Below are 20,617 nucleotides of genomic sequence, written 5' to 3'. Positions count from 1 at the left end.
ATACGGAGCAAATCGCATGTGCGGAATCGTCGGCGTTCTGGGAGATCACGAGGCCGCGCCGCTGCTGGTGGCGGCACTGGGGCGGCTCGAATACCGGGGCTATGACAGCGCCGGGATCGCCACCGTCAATGCCGGGCGGCTCGACCGCCGCCGGGCGGTGGGCAAGCTTGTCAACCTCTCGGACCTTCTGGTCCACGAGCCCCTGCCCGGCAAGGCCGGGATCGGCCATACCCGCTGGGCCACCCATGGCGCGCCCACCCTCGCCAATGCCCATCCCCAGCGCGCGGGCCGGGTCGCGGTGGTCCATAACGGCATCATAGAGAATTTCCGCGCGCTCCGCGACGAGCTCGGCGCCCGCGGCATCGGCTTCGAAAGCGATACCGATACCGAGACGGTGGCGCATCTGGCCCAGACCTATCTCGACGAGGGGCTCACGCCGCGCGAGGCCGCGGCCCGCGCCATCGACCGGCTGGAAGGCGCCTTCGCGCTCTTGTTCCTGTTCGAGGGCGAGGACGATCTGATGATCGCCGCCCGCAAGGGCTCGCCGCTGGCGGTGGGTCATGGCGAAGGTGAGATGTTCGTGGGCTCGGATGCCATCGCGCTGGCCCCGCTGACCAACCGGATCACCTATCTCGAAGAGGGCGACCGCGCCGTCGTCACCCGCGCGGGCGTCGAGATCTTCGACGCCACGGGCGATCTGGTCCCGCGCGAGATCCGCACCATCGAGATCGACGCCACCCGGGTCGAGAAGGGCGGCTACAAGCATTTCATGGCCAAGGAGATCGCCGAACAGCCCGCGGTGCTGGGCGATGCGCTGCGCCATTATCTGGGCGAGGAGGGCACCGAGATCGCCCTGCCCGGCGGCGGCATCGACTTCTCGGGCGTCACCCGGATCACCATGGTCGCCTGCGGCACCGCCTATCTGGCCTGCCTCACCGCCAAGTACTGGGTCGAGCGGCTGGCCGGGCTGCCGGTCGATGTAGATGTGGCCTCGGAATTCCGCTACCGCGAACCGCCCATTCCCGAGGGCACGCTGGCGATCTTCGTCAGCCAGTCGGGCGAAACCGCCGACACGCTGGCCGCGCTGCGCTACTGCAAGAACCGGGCCGACCGGATCGTTTCGGTGGTGAATGTCGCCGAAAGCTCGATCGCGCGCGAAAGCGACCTGGCGCTGCCGATCCTTGCGGGCGCCGAAATCGGCGTCGCCTCGACCAAGGCCTTCACCTGCCAGCTGGCCGTGCTGGCGCTGCTGGCGCTCGAGGCCGCGCGGCAGCGCGGGCGGCTCGCCCCGGCGGATCTGGCCCTGCATCTCGCCGCGCTGAGGGCGATGCCGGGGCGGTTCAACGCGGCACTTGCGCTGCACGAGCCGATCCGGCGTCTGGCCGCGCGCCTGGCCGAAGCCACCGACGTGCTGTTCCTCGGCCGTGGCGCGATGTACCCGTTGGCGCTGGAAGGCGCGCTGAAGCTTAAGGAAATCAGCTATATCCATGCCGAAGGCTATGCCAGTGGCGAACTCAAGCACGGCCCGATCGCGCTTGTCGAGAAGACCGTGCCGGTGATCGTGATGGCGCCCTATGACCGGCTGTTCGACAAGACCGTCTCGAACATGCAGGAGGTGATGGCGCGTGGCGGCCCGGTTCTGCTGATCACCGATGCCCGCGGCGCGGCCGAAGCCGGGAGCGGCGTCTGGGAAACGCTGGTCCTGCCCGAGGCGCCCGATCTCTTCGCGCCGATGCTCTATGCGCTGCCGGTGCAGCTTCTGGCCTATCACACCGCCGTCGCCAAGGGCACCGATGTCGACCAGCCGCGCAATCTCGCGAAATCGGTCACCGTCGAATAGCCGCCGCTGCCCCGGCCCCGGCACCCGGCCTTCGGGATTGGCTGGCAAGGCCCGCGCCCTTGTCGGCCATTCCCTGTCCGGATACGCCTTGCGAGACGACCCGGACGGCCCCGGAAAGCCCTCTGTCAGGCCCTCGGGCGAGCGTCCCGGTGAAGCGACGGCCGCGCCCGTTCCGGGGCGCGCGGACAGGCATCCGGTTCGGAGCGCGGACCATCGCCGGCGGCGCGGGGCGCGGGAGATCCCACCCGCAGCCCGGCATCGCGGCGGGGCGGGCCCATCCCCGGCGCGGCGCTCTCGAAGGCGGCGCCGTCGCGAGCCCGGTTGCCCCCAGGAAGGCTGATCCGGCAGGGAAGCGCCCATGCCCATTCCGCCGACAGGCCAACCTCATCGCGGCATGGGCACGAGGCGCCGGGCAAGGCGGCGCGGTTCCGGCTCAGCCCGACAGCACCTTGCGGAACCGCACCAAGACCACGCTCAGCGCCAGCGCCGCCATCGCCGCCATCCACAAGAGCTCGCCCGCCACCTGCGCGACCCCCGCATCGCGATAGAGGACCGATTGCGCGAAGGCGACGAAATGCGGCGCGGGGCTGACCGCCCGGACCACCGCCTGCATCCAGACCGGCATGGATTCAAGCGGCGTCACCCCGCCCGACAGCAGCAGCATCACCACGATGACCGGGATCACCAGCAGCCCGAACTGGCCCATGTTGCGGGTGAAGGTGGCCAGCAACAGCCCGATGCTGCCGACGGCGACCACATAGACCGCCGCCCCCAGCGCATAGAGCCCGAGCGAATTGGTCAGCGGCACGCCAAGCCCCCAGTGGATCACCGTCACCAGGCTCGCGACCGAGGCCAGCAGGATGACGAGCCCCGAGGCCAGGATCTTCGACAGCACGATCTCGTGCGGGCGGACCGGCATCACCAGCACATGTTCGATGGTGCCCTGCTCGCGCTCGCGGATCATCGCCGCCCCCGACAGGATCAGGGTCAGGATGGTGACGTTGTTCATCAGCTGCATCACCGAGGTGAACCAGGTCGCGGTCAGGTTCGGATTGAAGCGGTTGCGGAACACCACATCGACCGGGGCCGTCCCGTCCCCGCCCGGATCGGCATAGTCCTGCAGCTCGGCCGCCAGCAATTGCTGCAGGAAGGCCGCGCCGTTGCCGGCCTGGGCCATGGCGGTGGCATCGACCAGCAGCATCAGTTTCGGGGCATGGCCCGACAGCAGGTCGCGCTCGAAATCGGGCGGGATCGAGAGCACCAGGACATAGCGCCCCTTCAGCTGGGCCCGGGCCGCCGCCTCGGGCGACAGCACCGGCGCCTCGCTGAACAGCGGCGGCCGGATCGCGTCGGTCAGCCGATGCGACAGCGGGCTGCGGTCTTCGTCGACCACCGCGACCGCCAGATCGCGGATCTCGGTCGAGGCCGCATTGGCGACCATCCAGGTCGCGACGGTGAAGACATAGAGGATCAGCACCACCATTACCCGGTCGCGGCGGATCGCGCTCAGCTCCTTCAGCGTCAGGCGCAGCGTGTTGAGCAGGCTTCGCATCGGCTCAGGCCTCCTGTTTCCGCAGCCCGAGGATCGCGAGGGTCAGATAGATCAGGCAGAACCCCGCCAGCACGGCGGCATTCGGCGCCACATCGGCCCAGCCGAGACCCTTGAGGAAGGTGCCGCTGGTCACCGCCTGATACCAGGCGCTGGGAAAGCCCTGCCCGACAAGCCGCCCGGGCATATCGAGCGAGGCGACCGGCAGGATCAGCCCCGAGAAGTTCACCGCCGGGATGATCGACAGCACCGCCGTCGCGAAGACCGCCGCGACCTGGCTGCGGGTGAAGGACGAGACCAGCTGGCCGAACCCCGTTGTCGCGAAGACATAGAGGAAGGACAGCCCGGCCAGCGCCGCCAGGCTGCCGGTGAAGGGCACGCCGAAAACCGTGCGTCCGATCGCATAGAGCATCCAGAAGCTCGCCCAGGCGATCGCCAGATAGGGAAGCTGCTTGCCCAGCAGGAATTCGAACCGGGTGACCGGGGTGGAGCGGAAATTGGCGATGGTGCCGGTCTCCTTCTCGCGCACCACGCTGATCGCCGACATGATCGCCGGGATCAGCATCAGGATCACCATCATCATCGAGGGCACCATGGCATGCGCGCTCTTGAAGGACTGGTTGAACAGGAAGCGGCTCTCGATGCCGACCTTGGCTGCCTGGCCCTCCGCGCGGCGGGTGGCATAATCCGACATCAGCCCCAGCGCATAGCTGCGCGCGGTCTCGGCCCGGAACGGCATCGCCCCGTCGATCCAGAGCGAGACCTCCGGCACATCGCCGCGCCTGAGATCGCGGCCATAGCCGTCTGGGATTTCCAGCGCGACCGTCAGGTCGCCACGCACCATCCGGTCGCCCAGATCGGACGTACCGCCCAGCGGCGCGGTTTCGGCGAATTGCCGGATCGAGGTGAACTGCTCGACCAGCTCGCGGCTTTCCGGGCTGTGATCCTGATCGCGGACGGCAAAGCTCAGCCGGTCGACATCGAAGGAAATGCCGTAGCCCATCGTCAACAGCAGGATCGCGGGACCCGCCAGGGCGAAGAAGACCCGGATCGGGTCGCGCATCAGCTCGAGCGTCTCGCGCCAGCAATAGGCCCAGAGCCGGGTCATGCCGCCGAAGCGCGGCACGGTTTGCGCCTGCGGCGCCGCAACCGGGACCGCCGGGGCGGCCGGGGCGGCCTGACCGGGCGCCAGTTCGGCCTCGAGGCAGGAAATGAAGGCCTCTTCCAGCGAGGCTGCGCCGCGCCGGGCGACGATCTCGGCGGGGGTGCCGACATCGAGCACCCGGCCCGCATGCATCAGCGAGATCCGGTCGCAGCGCTCGGCCTCGTTCATGAAATGGGTCGAGATGAAGATCGTGACGCCCTTGTCGCGCGACAAGGACAGAAGCGTGCGCCAGAAGGCGTCGCGCGCCACCGGATCGACGCCCGAGGTCGGCTCGTCGAGGATCAGCACCTGCGGCGCATGCAGCGTGGCCACCGCCAGCTGCAGGCGCTGGCGCTGGCCCAGCGGCAGATCCCAGGGCAGGCGGTCGGCCAGCGCGCCGAGCTCGAACTCGGCCAGAACCTCGTCGACACGGGGACCGCGCCGTTCTTTCGGCAGATGGTAGAGATCGGCATGCAGCTCGAGGTTCTGGCGCACCGTCAGCTCGGAATACAGCGAGAACCCCTGCGACATGTAGCCGATCCGCATCCGGCTTTCGATATCGGAGGCGCGCAGTTTCCGGCCGAACAGCTCGGCCTCGCCCTCGCTCGGATCGAGCAGCCCGGTCAGCATCTTCATCGTGGTCGACTTGCCGCAGCCATTCGAGCCGAGAAAGCCGAAGATCTCGCCCTCGGGGATGGTGAAACTGACATCGTCGACGGCCGTGAAATCGCCGAAGCGCCGGGTCAGGTGGCGGGCCGCGATGGCGACACGTCCGCTGCCCTGCCCAAGCGGGCGCGCCACCAGCGGCGGCGCCCCGGACCGGTCCGGCAGCAGTTGCACGAAGGCCTCTTCCAGCGTGGCAGCCCCCGCCCGCGCCTTCAGCTCGGCCGGGCTTCCCGAGGCCAGCACCCGGCCCGCATTCATCGCCGCAAGCCAGTCGAAACGGTCCGCCTCTTCCATATAGGCGGTGGCGACCAGCACGCTCATGCCCGGCATCTCGGCCCGGATATGATCGATCAGCTCCCAGAACTGGCGCCGCGAAAGCGGGTCGACCCCGGTCGTCGGCTCGTCGAGAAGCAGCAGGTCGGGGTCGTGGATCAGCGCCGAACACAGGCCGAGCTTCTGCTTCATCCCCCCCGACAGCTTGCCCGCGGGCCGGTCCGGAAAGGGCGCAAGCCCGGTCGCCTCCAGCAGCATCCCGATCCTGCGCCCGCGTTCGGCCGCGCCCTGCCCGAAGAGCCGCCCGAAGAATTCGAGGTTCTCGCGTACCGAAAGCGTCGGATAGAGGTTTCGCCCCAGCCCTTGCGGCATATAGGCGATGCGGGGCGCAAGCGCGCGCCGGGCGGCCGGGTCCGACATGTCGCGGCCAAGCACGCGCAGCTGGCCCTCCTGCAGCCGCCGGACGCCCGCGACCAGCCCCAGCAGCGTCGACTTGCCGACACCGTCAGGGCCGATCAGCCCGGTCATGCAGCCGGCCGGCACGGCAAGACCGATGTCCGAAAGCGCCGCCTTGCCGCCATAGCGGTGGGTCAGCCCGACGATCTCGGCGGCGATGCCACCCGCCTCGGGAGAATGCTCCGGAACCGGTGCCATGACCTAGTCCGGAAGCTGGACCTGAAGATCGGCCGGCCAGGGCGTCGCGGGCGCGGTGCGCACGAAGCCACGGCCACGGACGCCGGTCTTGACCTGATCCTCGAAGCGCTCGAGCAGGTTGCGCGGGATCGTCAGCTTGACGCGGAAGACCAGATCCTCGCGCTCGGCCATGGTCTCGACGCTCTTCGGGGTGAACTGGCTTTCGGGCGAGATGAAGGTCACCCGCGCCGGCACCACATATTGCGGGATCGGATCGAGGATCAGCCGCGCCTCGTCATTGGCCGAGATCAGCCCCACCGTCGTCGCGGGCAGATAGATGTTCATGTAGACATCGGTCAGGTCGAGCAGGGTGACGACCGGCGTGCCCGCCGCCAGCACCTCGCCGGGCTCGTGCAGCCGGTACAGCACCCGTCCGCGGATCGGCGCCCGGATCGTCAGATCGTCAAGCGCGATTTCCAGCCGGTCGACCTCGGCCGAGCTCGAGGCCATCAGCGCCTCGGCATCGCTGACCTGGGCCCGGGCCATCGCCAGCGAGGCCTCGGCCGAGGTGAAGGCATTTCTGGCATCGTCATAGGCGCTGTCGCTGGCATGGCCATCGGCATGCAGCCGCTCGACCCGTGCACGATTGGTCCGCGCCACGTCCAGCGCGCTTTGCGCCTGCATCACGCTGGCCTCGGCCAGCTCGCGGGCGGCCTTGGCGCGCAGGACCGCCGCCCGCGCGCCCAGAAGCTGCGCCCGGGTATCGCGATCGTCGATCCGGGCGATCACCGCCCCCGCCTCGACCGTCGCGCCCTCCGCGACCTCGACCGCCGCGACGCGGCCGGCATATTTGGTGGCGACATCGACGCTCTGGGCCTCCAGCCGCCCGTTCGAACTTGCAATGCCGCGGGGCTCGGCCGGGCCGACAAGCCTGTGCCACAGCCCCGCGAACCCGCCATCGGCATGGGCCGGGACCGGGGCCGCGACGACGGCCAGGCTCAGCGCAAGAAGCGCGGACCCGAACAGGGCGCGGCGCGGCCCGCGCGGGGAAAGGCTGTCGGAAAGGTCGGGAAAGATCTGTCTGTCGCTCATCGGGATCACCTTCGCGCGGCCTCGGCCCGTCTGCCCCGTCGGCATTGACCAGCACACGGGGAGCACGAGCGGCAGCGGCCGTCTTTCGCTCATCGGGGTTGTGTCGCATGCGGGACAGACAGGGGCAAGCTCGGCGCCACGTCACCTTAGGGGATCGGCCGGCCCCGGGCGCGCCAGCACCGCCCGCCACAGCCCAGCACAGCCCGGCCGCGATGCGGATCTCAGGAGATATCGACCGGCTTCAGCGGCAGTTCGTCGCGGCGCGGCACCGTCTGGCGCTCGATCATGCGGCGCACCCTTGGCCTGCCCGCCCCGCGATGCAGGGCCAGCAGCCTGTCGCTGACCTCGGCATCCGCCATGGTGCGGCGTTCCTGATGGCGCAGATATTCGGCCCAGGTCGCGACATGGTAGCTCTCGGCCCAGACCGTCGGACGCTCGAGATCGCGCAGGAGCACCCATTGCCGCGCGCCGTCGCGGATCCGGATCCGGCGCCGTTCGGTCATCGCGGCAAGGAAGGCGTCGACGTCGCCCGGCGCGATGTCATATTCGACCGTGACCGCGATCGGCCCCGACCGCGCCCGGAGATCGACACCGAGCCGGGGCTCGACGAAGCGGTTCAGCGGCGCCAGATCGTCATTGCCGAAATTCGGCAGCGGCAGCCTCAGCCCGACCACCGCCCCGAAGACCAGCACCGCAGCGGCCGCCCAGAGCGCCTCGGCCAGTCCCGCCCCCGCCGCGACCTGCCCCCAGAGAAAGCTGCCCGCCGCCATGCCGCCGAAGGTGCAGGTCTGGTAAAGCGCCAGCGCCCGGCCCACCACCCAGCGCGGGGTCGAGAGCTGCACCGAGACATTGAACAGGGACAGCACCCAGGACGCCCCCGCGGGCAGAAGCAGCAGCCCCGAGATCCAGAGCTCGTGCGAGAAGGACAGCCCGGTCAGCGCCGCCGCAAAGCCCAGGAAGCCGCCGCGCACGATGGCCTCGTTCGCGAAGCGCTCGCGCAGGCGCGCGCTGGCAATCGCGCCGCCGATGGCGCCGGTCCCGAAACAGCCCAGAAGGACGCCGTAGCCGAAGGCCCCCTCCCCCAGCAGCTCATGCGCGACGATGGGCAGCAATGCCAGCAAGGCGACCGCGGCAAGCCCGAACAGGAAGCCGCGGAACAGCACCCGCAGCAGCACCGGCGACATCGAGACATAGCGCAGCCCGGCCGAGATCGCCGGGCCCAGCGCCTCGCGCGGCAAGCGGCGCTCGGGCAGCGCCGGGCGCCACAGGAACAGCGACAGCCAGAGCGGCAGGTAGCTCAGCGCATTGACCGCGAAGGCCGCCGCCGCCCCTCCCGCCGCCACGATCAGCCCGCCCACCGCCGGACCGACGCTGCGCATCAGGTTGAAGCCCATGCTGTTCAGCGCGACCGCGGCCGGCAGGTCCGAGCGCGGCACGATATCGCCGACGGAAGCCTGCCAGGACGGGTTGTAAAGCGCCCTGCCGAGGCCGATCAGGAAGGTGAAGGCCAGCAGCAGCCAGGGCGTCAGCGCACCCTGGAAGGCCGCCGCCGCCAGCACCGCCGAGACCGCCAGCATGAAGATCTGTGCCGTCAGCATGATGCGGCGCCGGTCGAAACTGTCGGCCAGCGCCCCCGCGATCAGCGAAAACAGCATGATCGGCAGCGTGTTCGAGGCCTGGACCAGCGCCACCATGACCGGCGAATGGGTCAGCTCGGTCATCATCCAGCCCGCGCCCACGGTCTGCACCAGCCCGCCGAAATTCGAGATGTTCGAGGCGAGCCAGAGGTTGCGGTAGGTGGCCTTGCGGAACGGGGCGAGAGCGGAGGGGCGGTCGGGCACGGATGGGGCTGTCACGGGCGGGGCTTTCACGGGCGGGGCGTTCGGAACCGGGGGGTTCCTGATGGGTAGGGCGCAGCCGCTATCCCGGCAAGGGCAGACGGCGTTTTTCAGCCCCCCTCAAGGCATCTCCCGGCCGTTTCGGCCCCCGCCCGCCTCATTCCGGCCCGCGCCGGGGGTCAGGCGCGCTCCATCAAGGGCGGTCCATCAAGGGCAAGTGATCAGGGCTGGACCGGTCTCATTTGGTCAAGGGCGGGCGGGCCGCGAACCAGTCGGCCAGGGCCGCGCGCTCATCCCCGGTCAGCCGCGCGGCGATCTCGGTCATCGGAGCCAGAACCTCGGGCGCGGCCGTCTCGGCGAAATAGTCCAGACGTCCCTCGATATAGCGCGCGCGCTGGCCGTCGAGGCGCGGGATCAGCCCGACCGCGGCGGTGGGCCGGGCGCCGTGACAGGAGAGACAGGATGGCAGCCCCCGCGCCGGATCGCCCTCCTCGGCCAGCGTCCCGGCCTCGGCCAGTTCGAAATCGGGGCGCTGCGCGCGCTCGGGATCCAGCCCCGATTGCGCCACCGGCGCGGCGCCAAGCACTGCCGACAGCCGCCCGATCTGATCCGAGGTCATCTCGTGGGCCGCCTGCTGCATCGTTCCGACCGGCCGCCGCCCGGCATCGAACAGTGCCATCTGATGGTCGAGATAGGCCGCGGATTGCAGCGTCAGGTTGGGCGAGAGATCGCGGTCGGCGCCAAGCGCGGGCCCCGGATCGTGGCAGGCCGAGCAATTTAGCAGCAGGTCCACGATCTCCTTGTCCGGGCCCTCGGCAGGCGAAGCCGGCGGCCGGGCCGGGATCAGCGGATCGTCGACCGGAAGGCCGGCCAGATAGGCCGCAACGGCCGCGCGTTCCTGCTGGCTGAGCGCCCGGGCGATGGCGGGCATCGGGTTCCATCCCTGCGCATCGGGGCCGTCTCCGGCGGCGAAACCGTCGAGACGGCGTTTCAGGAACCCCGCCCCCTGCCCGGCCAGCCGTGGCACATCGAGCCCCGACGCCCCCGCATCGGCGCCATGGCAGGCGCCGCAGGCCGGCAGAGCCCGGGCGAAATCGCCCTGCTGCACCAGAACCGCGCCCAGCTCGGGATCGCCCCGATCCGCCGGCGCGCCGGCTGTGCGGTCGGGCAGATCGGCGTAATAGGCGGCCACCGCCTCGATCTGCGGCCCGGAAAGGCTGCTGGCCACCGTCGCCATCATCCCGCTTTCCCGCGTGCCGTCGGCATAGGCCCGCAACCGCGCGGCAATGGTGTCGGCATCGAGCAGAGAGAGGTTGGGCGCCTGCCCCCCGGTCGGCGCACCGGTGCCGTCGGTGCCGTGACAGGCCGCGCAATAGGCCACCGGCACGTCTTGAAGCCCGATCGGGCGCCAGCCGGTGGAGGGCACGGAATAGAGATATTCCTCGATCGGTCCCGCCGCATCTGCCGAATCCGCCGCGTCATGCAGCTTCAGCGGCCTCTGCGGCCCCCGACGGGTCCAGGCCATGGCCGGCGCATCCGTTCCCGCGACATCCGTCACCGTCGCCGCGCGATACGCCTCGGGCGTCATCTCCGGCAACTGCCGCAGGAAGGCGACGACCGCCCAGATCTCGTTGAAATTGCCGTCCGAGGGCCAGCTCGGCATCGCCGTGAACCGGACCCCGTCGCGCAGGATCACATAGAGTTCCGGGGCCGAGAAGCTGTCGACGACGGCGGGCAGGCTTTGCGGACGCGGCCGCATCGACAGAGCCACCGGGCTCTGCCCGAGGCCGGGACCGCCATGACAGGACGAACAGACCTGCCCGTAATGCCGGGCCCCGAGCGCGATCAGCCCCGGATCTTCCAGGTCCGGGACCGTGCCCGGCGCGGTGCCGAGCTCGCGCGCGCGGCGCGCAACCGAGGCGCGAAACGTGTCATGCAGCACCGCCGCCGTCACGGCGGTATGCGGCGGACGGGCCGAGACCGGGACCAGCCCGAAATACATCACCGCCGCCGCGCCCATCCCCAGCACCAGCAATACCGCGCCGAAACCGATCAGAAGGCGGGGGCCGGTCGAGACAGGGCCTGTCGTGAAGGGGCTGCGCACGGAACTCTCTCCTCGCTGCGACCCTGTCGCCCGCAATGGCGGATGACCCGAGCCGGGGACTGGTCTCCTCGGAAACGCCCGAAACCCGCCTCAGTTCCGCGCCTCGGTTTCCGGCTTCGGGTCTCCGGCTCGGGTCTCGGGCTCAGTTCGCGACCGGCAGAAGCCGCCGGACCGCCTCGAGCTTTTCCAGGACCGCCGGTCTCAGGACAAAGGGGTTGAAACTGCCATGCCCCATCGCCTCGTTGACCGCGTTCAGCGCGACCGAAAGCGCGATCCAGCGCTCGGCCAGCCGCCCGACCGGCAGCGCGGCCAGGGCCGCGATCTCCAGCCCCTGCAGACCGTCATCATGCAGAAGCTCATAGGCCAGCGCCGTCTCCATGCTGTCGAGGATGTTGAAAAGATGCGCCCAGGTATCGGCGAAATCCTCCCAGGGATGAGAGGTGGCATAGGCGGTGACATGGGTCGCCTCCCAGCCCGGCGGCGGGCCCTCGCGGTAATGCCGCTCCAGCGCCGCCCCGTAATCGGCCCGCTCGTCGCCGAAGATCGGGCGGAGCCGGTCGAGCGCGCCCGGATCGGAGGCCACCAGGACGTCCCAGTAGTGATGCGCCACCTCGTGGCGAAGATGGCCCGCGAGCGTGCGATAGGGCTCGCCCATCTCGGCGCGGATGCGCTCGCGCTCGGCATCGTCGGCCTCGGCGATGTTGAGCGTGATCGTGCCATGGGCATGGCCGGTGATCACCTTCGGCCCCGGCGCCGGGCCGATCGGATCGCCGCGCAGCTCGAAGACCGGGGCGGGTGCCCCGGCCGCGTCGTGAAGCGGCAGCCCCAGCGCATCGAGCATGCGGATCAGCGCCCGCTTGTCGCGCTCGATCCGGGCCCAGCGCCGGCCATTGCCCGGCACCGACAGATCCGGGATCACCGTGCTCTGCGCGCAGGACAGGCACAATCCGCCGGGCCCTGTCGCCGCCCAGTTGCAGCCGATGACCGCACGATTGGCGCAGGCGGATGTCCCGCCGGTGCCGAGCGGACCGAAGCCCCGCCCGGTCAGAAATGCCAGCCCGGTCCCGCAGCTCAGACAGGCGGTGTTGTGAAACCAGATCTCCGCCCCGCAGGACGGGCAATGATACCGCCGCATCGTCTCTCCTGTCGCCGATGCCCGCTGGAGGAGCCCCCGGGCCTACTCTGCCTCCTGCGCCGCGCCGTTGATGACCCGCACCGGCTGGGTGCGGCCATCCTTGGCCTCGGCGAAGGTGATGGTCTGATGCGGGAAGGGGATCTCGATATTGCGCTCGTCGAAGAGCCGCTTGAGAATGCCGTTATAGGCCCGCCCGATGCCCCATTGCTTGCCCGGCAGGGTCCGGATGCGCGCCCGGACGACCACGGCACTGTCGCCGAAGCTGTTCAGCCCGAACCATTCCAGATCGCCCCGGATCGCGGCCCGCGCCTCGGGATCGCGTCCGAGCTCGGCGAAGGCATCCTCCATCGCGGTCTTCACCTCGTCGACATCCTCGCGATAGGCCACGCCCATGTCGCAGACGTAATACGAGAAATCGCGGGTCAGGTTCGAGACCATGTCGACCGAGGAGAACGGGATGATGTGATAGGTTCCGCTCACGTCGCGCAGGCTGACCGAGCGGATCGTGAGCTTCTCGACCGTGCCGGTGGTGCCGCCGAGGCTGACCACATCGCCGACATTCATGGCGTTCTCGAGCTGGATGAAGACGCCGGTGATGACATCCTGCACGAGCTTCTGCGCGCCGAAGCCGATGGCCAGCCCCAGCACCCCGGCCGAAGCCAGAAGCGGGCCGATATCGAGCCCGATCTCGGACAGGCAGAACATCGCCGCCAGCACCGCGATCACGATCGTCAGCGCATTGCGCAACAGCGACAGCAGCGTCGCCTCGCGCGGCGTCGCGCTCCGGCCGGACGCCGGGGCCAGCCGGTAATCGACCCAGGAGGTCATCGCGAGCCAGAGCCCGTAGGCCACCGCGAGGATGAGCAGGACCGCGCTCAGCGCCGCCGTCATCCGCAGCCCGAACTGGCTTTCCATCCAAGACCGGACCGCCAGAACCCCGAGCGTATCCAGCGCAAAAAGGGCCACCGCCAGCACGATCAGGTAACGCAGCGCCACCATGGCCACCGGGATCACGCGGTTCAGACGCGGCTCGAGCAGCGGCAGCCGGTCGCTGAGCCGCTCCGGAAGCTGCACGCCATGCGCCGCGGCCCGGGCCAGCGCGGCCGAGACGACCCCCGCCAGGAGCAGCGCCGCCAGAAGCCTGGCCGAGCCCGCCAGCGCCGCCAGCACCACGCCGGCGGGGCCGGTCAGCACGATCGCAGCCAGAACCGCCAGATAGGCCAGCGCCGCCCAGTGCCAGTTCTGCGCAAGGGCGAGCGCCAGCCGCCCATGACGGCGCGGCACACTGCCAGCCCCGGCGCCCGGGGCCGTACCGGGCTCGGACTGGGCGTTGGTCCGGGCGTTGGTCTGGGCGATTGCCTGGGTATCGGTCTGGGCTTCGGTCTGGGCTTCGGGCGGCGGCGCGGACCAGACCTCCGGGCTCTCTTCCGTTTCGGCGGCAGAGGGAAGCGGCGGGGCCAGCCGGGTCAACATCCAATGCGCGACCGGCCTGCGATAGAGGATCGCGAAGGCCCCGAGCGACAGCAGCGCCAGCACGGTGATCAGCACGCCCAGGCTTGCCGCGGCCAGTGCCGAGACATCGCGCGCCACCACCGGCACCGCCAGCAGATGGCCATAGGCCAGAAGTCCCGCGATCGTCATGCCCAGCGCCACGGTCCGTTTCGCGCCCGCATCCGAGACCGGCAGGAGCCGCAAGGGCGGCGCCCCCGGCGCGAACAGGATGGCGAAGGCCAGACGCACCACCCCGACGACGAGGAAGGCATTGAGATAGAGCGACTGGGTCAACCCGACCGTGCCCGCGCTGCCGATAGCGGCCGCCGTAAGCGCATAGCCCGACGCCCAGGCCAGAAGCAGCGCGCCGAGATCGAGCAGCGCCGCGAGGCCCGCCGAGACCAGCCTGCGCAGCGGCCCCTGTCCGTCCGCCTTCCGCCCCAGCCTCCGGTGCAGCGGCCTGACGGCAAGGCGCAATGCGAATTGCACCAGAACCGTCGCCACGACAATCGCCAGCAGGTTGCGCATCGCGGCCACGAAGGCCTCGAAGGTCCCGCCATCCAGCCCGTCGAAGGCCTGCCCGGCCCGGCCGAGCGCGGCCCATCCGGCCGCGAGCCGCGCCGCGATATCCTCGACGGCGGCCGATGTGGCCTCGGCGACCTGGCGCCCGATGCCCGGCGCGGCCGCCCCGGATGGCGGTGCCGCAGCTTCCTCCTGATCCGCCGACCCGCGCCCGGCGGCCTGTTCCAGTTCGGCAATCAGCGCTTCGCGGGCGCTGTCATCCCGCAGGATGTCGATCAGCGCCCGGGCCTCTGCGCCGGGCGCCTCCGGCGTGGCGGGCGCGCCCTGTGCCAGGGCTGGCAGCGGTGACAGGAACAAGGCGGCAAGAAGAAGCGGAAGCAGGCGGGAGAAAAATCGGTTCACGTATGTCCCTGTCAGTTCTGGATCGTCGGTTCTGGATCGGTATCGGTTCTGTATCGTTTGGCGGACTGGCCCGGTCTGAACTTGTCCTCTGCGCTCGTCCTCTTAGTCTGCCCGCAGGCGTCTGGATGGCCACCGCGCGTTCCTGCCGGGCCTCCTGTCCTGTCTTTTGTCGGGCCATGCAAAGCGCAGGCTTTGCGGGGATCAAACGCGCCGAGCGCTCGGATGTTGCGCGGATCACGGGAACGTGATGGCCGAACCCGCCCTTCCGGCCATGAGGGAACCGAACACCCCTCTTCAGGCATTGAGCCCCCATGCCCCAGCCAACCGACCGCGCCGGAAACCGCCCCGCCATCGCTTCCCCCAGTTCGGCCCAGCCACGCCCGCTCAGGCTTGCCATCGCGGGAATGGGTCCGCGCGGTCTTGGCGCGCTCGAGGCCCTGATCGCGGCACTGGCGGCCCGGCTGCCGCAGGAGCGCCATGCCGTCACGCTCGACATCTTCGAGCCCGGCCCCTGGCCCGGCGCCGGGCCCAATTTCGACCCGTGCCAAAGCCCGCTGATGCTTCTGAACATCCCGATCCGGGCAGTCCGGATCGCCCCGCCCGGCCCGGCACCGGCGCGGGTTTCCTCTTTCGAGAGCTGGCTGTCATCGCCGCCCGACAACGAACGCTTTCCCGCGCGGGCCGAACTTGGCGCCTATCTGGCGGCAAGGTTCCGGACGCTGGCAGCGACCCTGCCCAGGCAGGTCGCGCTCAGCCGGCACGAGACCGCGATCCTCGGGCTGGAGCGGAGCGGATCCGGCTGGTATCTCGAAAGCGAGGCCGGGCGCTTCGGCCCCTATGACGAGGTGCTGCTGGCCCCCGGCCAACCCCGCAGCGCGCCCGACCCGCAGCTTGCACGCTGGCAGGACCATGCCCGGCGGACGGCGGCGACGCTGTTGCCCGCCTATCCGGCCGACCGGCTGCTGAAGGCCGCCGAAGACTGGGCCGGCGCCTCGGTCGCGATCCGGGGGCTGGGGCTCTCGACCCTCGATGCGGTGCGGCTGCTGACGCTGGGTCTCGGCGGCCGGTTCGAGGACGGACGCTATCGGCCCTCGGGCCGCGAGCCCGCGCGGCTTCTGCCCTTCTCGCTGAACGGCCTGCCGCCCTGGCCCAAGCCTGCCAGCGCCGGGATCGACGCCCGTTTCGCGCCCCTGCCCCCGGAGAGCCGCGCCTTCGAAGCCGCACTGGACCGCGCGCTGGGCGCCGCGCCCGAGGCCGCGCTCGAGGCCATCTCGGCCGCACTCGAACCCGCTGCCCGCCGGGTGCTGGCTGCAACGGGCGGCGCCACGGGCGGGGTCGCGGCATGGCTTGCGGCAGAACGCGCCTCCGCCGCCTCGCAAGAGACCCGCAACGCGACCGGGCTGCTGCGCGACGGGCTTGCTATGGCGCGGGGCAGCCTGCCGCCATCGGCGGGCTATGCCATCGGGCAGATCTGGCGGCACTGGCAGAACGCGCTGCGGCGGGGCGTCAATCCCGGCGCCACCAGCCCCGGGACGGTCGCGGCGCTGATCGGTTTCGACGAGGGGCTCAAGCGCTATTCCTACGGCCCGCCCGCCGAAACGGCCGAGGAGCTCCTGATCCTGATCGAGGCCGGGATCGTCGATCTGAGAACGGTCGACGACCCCGACATCCTGCTGACGCCCGAGGGCTGGCAACTGCTCGAGGAGGATGACAGCGCCCGGGTCCCGGTCATGGTTGACGCGGTGCTGCCCTCGCCCGCGCTAGAGCGGCTGGAAGAGCCCGTCCTGGCCGGGCTGCGCGATGCCGGACGGGTCGCGGCCATGGGCGAGGGCCTGGGCGTCAGAACCCGGCCCGACGCACAGGTCATCGACGCAAGCGGGCAGGTACAGGCCGGGCTGTGCCTGCTTGGCCGGGCCGCGCTCGGCAGCGTGATCGCGGTCGACTCGATCCATGACTGTTTCGGCGCCTCCGCCCATCGCTGGGCCGAGGGCGTTCTGGAGCGGGCCGCGCCCGGCGCTGCGCGCACCGCCGGTCCGGCCTGACGGCGGCCTGGCGGAGGCCAGGCGGTTGTCGCCGGGGGCAAGCGGCGGCCAGGGATGGGATCGGTCGCCGTCTCCACCTCGATGACGGAGACCCTGTTGAGCTTGTCCCGGAAAGGCCTGGGTGTCCCCCGGCTTTCGGCGAGCCCGAGCTCCTTCGGGCCGCTCACCGAGATGGGCCGGTCACCGAGATCGGGATCGACCGCCGCATGGTGGGCGTCACCCGCGCCCGTCGCCGCACCTGTCCGCGCGCTGCGGCACGGAGGCTGCCCGCTGCAGATGTGCGCGGAAACTGAGCGCGGACAAGACGCCCTTCGCCGCGGCGTTCCAAGCCACGCACCGGTCCGGGTCTTTTGACGGATGCCGGGCCCCGGATGCCCCGCCGGATGCCGCAGCGGACCCCGGCCCGTCTTGTCCCCGATGTCGTCGAAGCGGTTCTCGGCCGCCTTCGGCTGTGCCGATTTCAGCACTTCCTGCGGGCGCGAGAGGCCCGCACTAGGTGTTTGATCCCACGGTTTGATGGTGTGATCCTTTCTCAGGAATGGAAGGAAGCATTATGGGCCAGGTTCGTCGCGGGAGCGCCACGACCACGCACGCTATCAGAGCCGCAATACAGCGATCGCAAGCTTCGCTCGCGCAGCTGAGCCGGGATCTCGGGAGTGAGGAGGATCGAAAAACGATCCAGTGAATCGTTTTCCCGACGAACCCCAAAACGGTTGCGAAGTGGCGCAAGCGAGCGACGGTCAAGGATCTTGAGACGGGGCCGAAGGAGCCACGTTCGACGCCCCTGACGGAGGCGGAGGAGGCGGCCATCATCGCGTTCCGACGCCATACGCTGCTGCCGCGGGACGACGGCCTCTATATGCCCTGCATGCCCGCCGGGCAGGCCGGGCGCGCGGCCGCCATCCCGGGCCGGGACGATCCGCAGAACCCGGCGTCATTTTCACATCTGCGTGCGATGCCACGTCACGCGGGATCGACGGTGCGCTCTGCCCGTTCGGTTCGGGGACCGCCGCCACAAGCGGCCGCCGAAAGGAGCCGACATGCGTTCTGACAAGCGCGACGAACTGGTGCGAAAGGCACTCGACATCTTCTATCGCGACGGCTTCCACGCCACCGGGCTGGACCGTCTCTCGGACGAGACCGGGATCTCGAAAACCACGATGTTCCGGCATTTCCGCAGCAAGGACGACCTGATCCTGGCCACGATGCAGCGGCGCGACGAGCGCGTCCGGGCCTGGCTGCACAGCCGGATGGAGGCCGCCGGGCCGCCCTGGGCCCGGCTGATGGCGCTTTACGACGCCCTCGGCGAGTGGGTGGCCGAGCCGGGGTTCCGGTCCTGCCTCTTTCTGCGTGCGGCGGCCGAATATCCCGATCCGGCGCATCCGATCCATCGCATGGCCTCCGGGCACAAGCGCCGCCTCGCCCGGCAAGTCGAAGGCGTGGCGGCCGAGGCCGGCGCGCCCGATCCGGGCCGGCTGAGCCGGGCGCTCCTGATGCTGAAGGACGGTGCCGCCCTCGCTGCGCATCTGGGCCATGCCGAGGACCCCGTCGCCGATGCCCGCGCAGGCGCCGAGGCGATACTGGCCGCCACCCTGCCCGCCCCGCGGCGCGGCCCCCTGCCGGAGACCCGGACCGGCGCGCCGCCCTGATCTGCCCGCAGGCAGCGTCTCACATTTTCTCGATTTTTTCGGAACCGCTCCTCCGCACCCCGCGTTGAGGCTGGACAGGTGGCGCGCCGAATTGCGGAAAACGCCCTGCGGACAGCCCCACATTCGGGGGCGCCTCGCAGGGAAACGCATTTTTCCGGAGGCCCGGAGCGGGGGGATTGCCTCCGGTCCCGGGCCAGGCGCGTTTCGGGGGGGGTGACGGCCACAGCGCCGGTTCCGGTCGCGTCTCGCGCGGCACTGCTCTTCCGGTTCACCGACCGCCCCGAAGGTTCGGGCCGTCCGGCTCGTGCGCAAGCAACCAGAGGAGACAGTTTATGACATTCAGCACCCGCATCCTGGCCTTGTCGGCCGCCGCCTTCGCGCTTGGCGCGGGCATGGCCCATGCCGACACATGGCGCTATGCCTTCGAGGAGGCGATGGACGAGGTCCAGGGGATCTACGCACAGAAATTCAAGGAAGAGATCGAGGCCAATACCGACCACGAGATCCAGCTCTTTCCCTATGGCACGCTCGGCGAATCCGCCGACATCATGGAACAGGCTCAGGACGGCATCCTGCAATTCGTCGACCAGTCGCCGGGCTTCACCGGCTCGCTGATTCCCGAGGCGCAGGTCTTCTTCGTGCCCTACCTGCTGCCGCAGGAGACCGGGACGCTGGCCAGCTTCTTCGAGAATTCGAAGGCCATCAACGAGATGTTCCCCGCGCTTTACGCCGATCAGGGGCTGGAGCTTCTGACCATGTTCCCCGAGGGCGAGGTGGCGATCACCACCAAGGAGCCGTTCAGGACGCCTGCCGATCTGGACGAGGTCAAGATCCGCACCATGACCAACCCGCTTCTGGTGGAAAGCTACAAGGCCTTCGGCGCGACGCCGACGCCGCTGCCCTGGGGCGAGGTCTATGGCGCGCTGCAGACCAATATCATCCAGGGCCAGGAAAACCCGATGTTCTACGTCGAGTCGACGAAGATGTACGAGGTCACCGATTACGTGACCCGAATCGGGCATAACAACTTCACCACCGCGGTGATGGCCAACAAGGACTTCTTCGACGGGCTGCCCGACGAGGACAAGACGGCGATCCGCGCGGCGGCCCAGGCGGCCTTCGCCCATATCATCGACTATCAGAAGGGTCTGACCGAGGCCTCGGTCGAGAAGATCAAGGAAGCCAAGCCCTCGATGACCTTCACCACCCTCTCCGAAGAGGAACGCCAGCCCTTCAAGGACGCGGCCGGCGAGGTCGAGGCGAGGTTCCTCGAGATGACGGGCGAGAGCGGCAAGCGGATCCTCGATCAGATGAAAGAGGATCTCAAGGCAGCCCAGGACGCCAGCCCGAGCTGATCCGACAGGGCCGGACCGGGGGGCGCTGCACGAAGCTGCATGCGGCCCGGTCCGGCCCGCCTCTCGTCGTCCCCGCCTGCTTCCCGCACCACGTCTTTCCCGACCCGTCCATTTCGCGACCCGCCCCTTTCCCGACCCGCACCGACCCCCGCCCGGCGGGAGGAACGTAAGGAAACTGCCTTTGAACTCGGACCAATCTCTCCGACCCCGCCCGCACGACCCGTCCCGGGCCGGTTCCCAATCCCGGCCCCAGTCCCGGTCAGACGACCAGTCACAGACCCAGTCCCAGACCGACACGACCGCCGCCGACGATCCCGACGAGGTCGCCTATGTCTCGACGCTTCCCGGGGCACTCGGGACGATCGACACCGCCATCGCCATGGTCGAGTCCGTGCTGCTGGCCACCGGCGTGCTGCTGATGGCACTGAACACGGTCGCCAATGTGGTCGGGCGTTATCTGTTCCAGTCGAGCCTTTTCTTTACCGAGGAACTCAACCGCGTCCTGATCGTGGTGATCACCTTCGCGGGCATCAGCTATGCCGCGCGCCAGGGCCGCCATATCCGGATGTCGGCCATCTACGACGCCCTTCCGGTCCGCGCGCGCAAAATCCTGATGATCGTGATCGCGCTGACCACGGCCGTCCTGATGTTCGGACTGTGCTGGTTCGCGGTCGCCTATCTTCTGACCCAGGCCGGGCGCGGCCGGGTCCTGCCCGCCCTGCAGATCCCGGTCTGGACGACGCTGGTGATCGTTCCCATCGGCCTCTTCATGACCGGCATGCAATACCTTCTGACGGCGGTGAAGAACGCCATCTCGCGCGACGTCTACCTGTCGACGGCGGTTCTGGAAGGCTATGACGACGACGAGACGGAGGTCTGAAC

At 69.7% G+C, this 20,617-nt stretch carries 12 protein-coding genes and 1 pseudogene; 6 read left to right on the top strand and 7 right to left on the bottom strand.

The window, feature by feature from the left end:
- Positions 1-16: 16 nt before the first annotated feature.
- On the top strand, positions 17-1,840 hold the full coding sequence (glmS, locus tag ACK8CO_RS16310) for a glutamine--fructose-6-phosphate transaminase (isomerizing) (protein WP_414897312.1): 1,824 nt from the start codon (positions 17-19) through the stop codon (positions 1,838-1,840).
- Positions 1,841-2,273: 433 nt separating this feature from the next.
- On the opposite strand, the gene ACK8CO_RS16305 is transcribed toward glmS, so the two are convergent.
- From ACK8CO_RS16305 to ACK8CO_RS16275, 7 genes are all read right to left on the bottom strand, one after another.
- Positions 2,274-3,392, bottom strand: coding sequence for an ABC transporter permease (locus ACK8CO_RS16305; protein ID WP_080616880.1), 1,119 nt, complete (start codon positions 3,390-3,392; stop codon positions 2,274-2,276).
- A 4-nt stretch (positions 3,393-3,396) separates the two neighbouring features.
- Complete coding sequence (gene rbbA / locus ACK8CO_RS16300; protein WP_414897311.1) at positions 3,397-6,126, bottom strand: ribosome-associated ATPase/putative transporter RbbA; 2,730 nt, start codon at positions 6,124-6,126, stop codon at positions 3,397-3,399.
- Between the two features lie 3 nt (positions 6,127-6,129).
- Complete coding sequence (locus tag ACK8CO_RS16295; RefSeq protein WP_414897310.1) at positions 6,130-7,197, bottom strand: HlyD family secretion protein; 1,068 nt, start codon at positions 7,195-7,197, stop codon at positions 6,130-6,132.
- A gap of 221 nt (positions 7,198-7,418) precedes the next feature.
- Positions 7,419-9,038, bottom strand: coding sequence for an MFS transporter (locus ACK8CO_RS16290; protein WP_414899035.1), 1,620 nt, complete (start codon positions 9,036-9,038; stop codon positions 7,419-7,421).
- A 235-nt stretch (positions 9,039-9,273) separates the two neighbouring features.
- A complete protein-coding gene (locus tag ACK8CO_RS16285; protein WP_414897309.1) occupies positions 9,274-11,139 on the bottom strand; it encodes a c-type cytochrome in 1,866 nt (621 codons plus the stop codon).
- 142 nt (positions 11,140-11,281) lie between these two features.
- Entirely contained in the window at positions 11,282-12,274 is a 993-nt protein-coding gene (locus tag ACK8CO_RS16280; protein ID WP_414897308.1) for a putative zinc-binding metallopeptidase, read from the bottom strand.
- A 42-nt stretch (positions 12,275-12,316) separates the two neighbouring features.
- Positions 12,317-14,689: a mechanosensitive ion channel domain-containing protein gene (locus tag ACK8CO_RS16275; protein WP_414897307.1), complete on the bottom strand. Its 2,373-nt coding sequence runs from the start codon at positions 14,687-14,689 to the stop codon at positions 12,317-12,319.
- Positions 14,690-15,000: 311 nt separating this feature from the next.
- Here ACK8CO_RS16275 and ACK8CO_RS16270 point away from each other — a divergent pair, with 311 nt between their 5' ends.
- From ACK8CO_RS16270 to ACK8CO_RS16250, 5 genes and pseudogenes are all read left to right on the top strand, one after another.
- Positions 15,001-16,731, top strand: a complete 1,731-nt coding sequence (locus tag ACK8CO_RS16270) for an FAD/NAD(P)-binding protein (protein ID WP_414897306.1) — start codon at positions 15,001-15,003, stop codon at positions 16,729-16,731.
- Between the two features lie 553 nt (positions 16,732-17,284).
- Positions 17,285-17,590: pseudogene (locus ACK8CO_RS16265) on the top strand (hypothetical protein); the annotation flags it as partial.
- A 181-nt stretch (positions 17,591-17,771) separates the two neighbouring features.
- Positions 17,772-18,380, top strand: coding sequence for a TetR/AcrR family transcriptional regulator (locus ACK8CO_RS16260; protein ID WP_414897305.1), 609 nt, complete (start codon positions 17,772-17,774; stop codon positions 18,378-18,380).
- 332 nt (positions 18,381-18,712) lie between these two features.
- Positions 18,713-19,735 carry a TRAP transporter substrate-binding protein DctP gene (gene dctP / locus ACK8CO_RS16255; RefSeq protein WP_080616887.1) on the top strand — a complete coding sequence of 341 codons (1,023 nt, stop codon included), beginning with the start codon at positions 18,713-18,715 and terminating at the stop codon, positions 19,733-19,735.
- 181 nt (positions 19,736-19,916) lie between these two features.
- Complete coding sequence (locus ACK8CO_RS16250; RefSeq protein ID WP_414897304.1) at positions 19,917-20,615, top strand: TRAP transporter small permease; 699 nt, start codon at positions 19,917-19,919, stop codon at positions 20,613-20,615.
- The last annotated feature ends 2 nt before the right edge of the window (positions 20,616-20,617 follow it).

Origin of the sequence: Rhodovulum sp. HP10, from assembly GCF_047553435.1 — a bacterium.
Taxonomy (GTDB): Bacteria; Pseudomonadota; Alphaproteobacteria; order Rhodobacterales; family Rhodobacteraceae; genus Rhodovulum.
The sequence above is the reverse complement of the archived record's forward strand: the minus strand, read 5'-3'. Positions and strand labels throughout refer to the sequence as shown.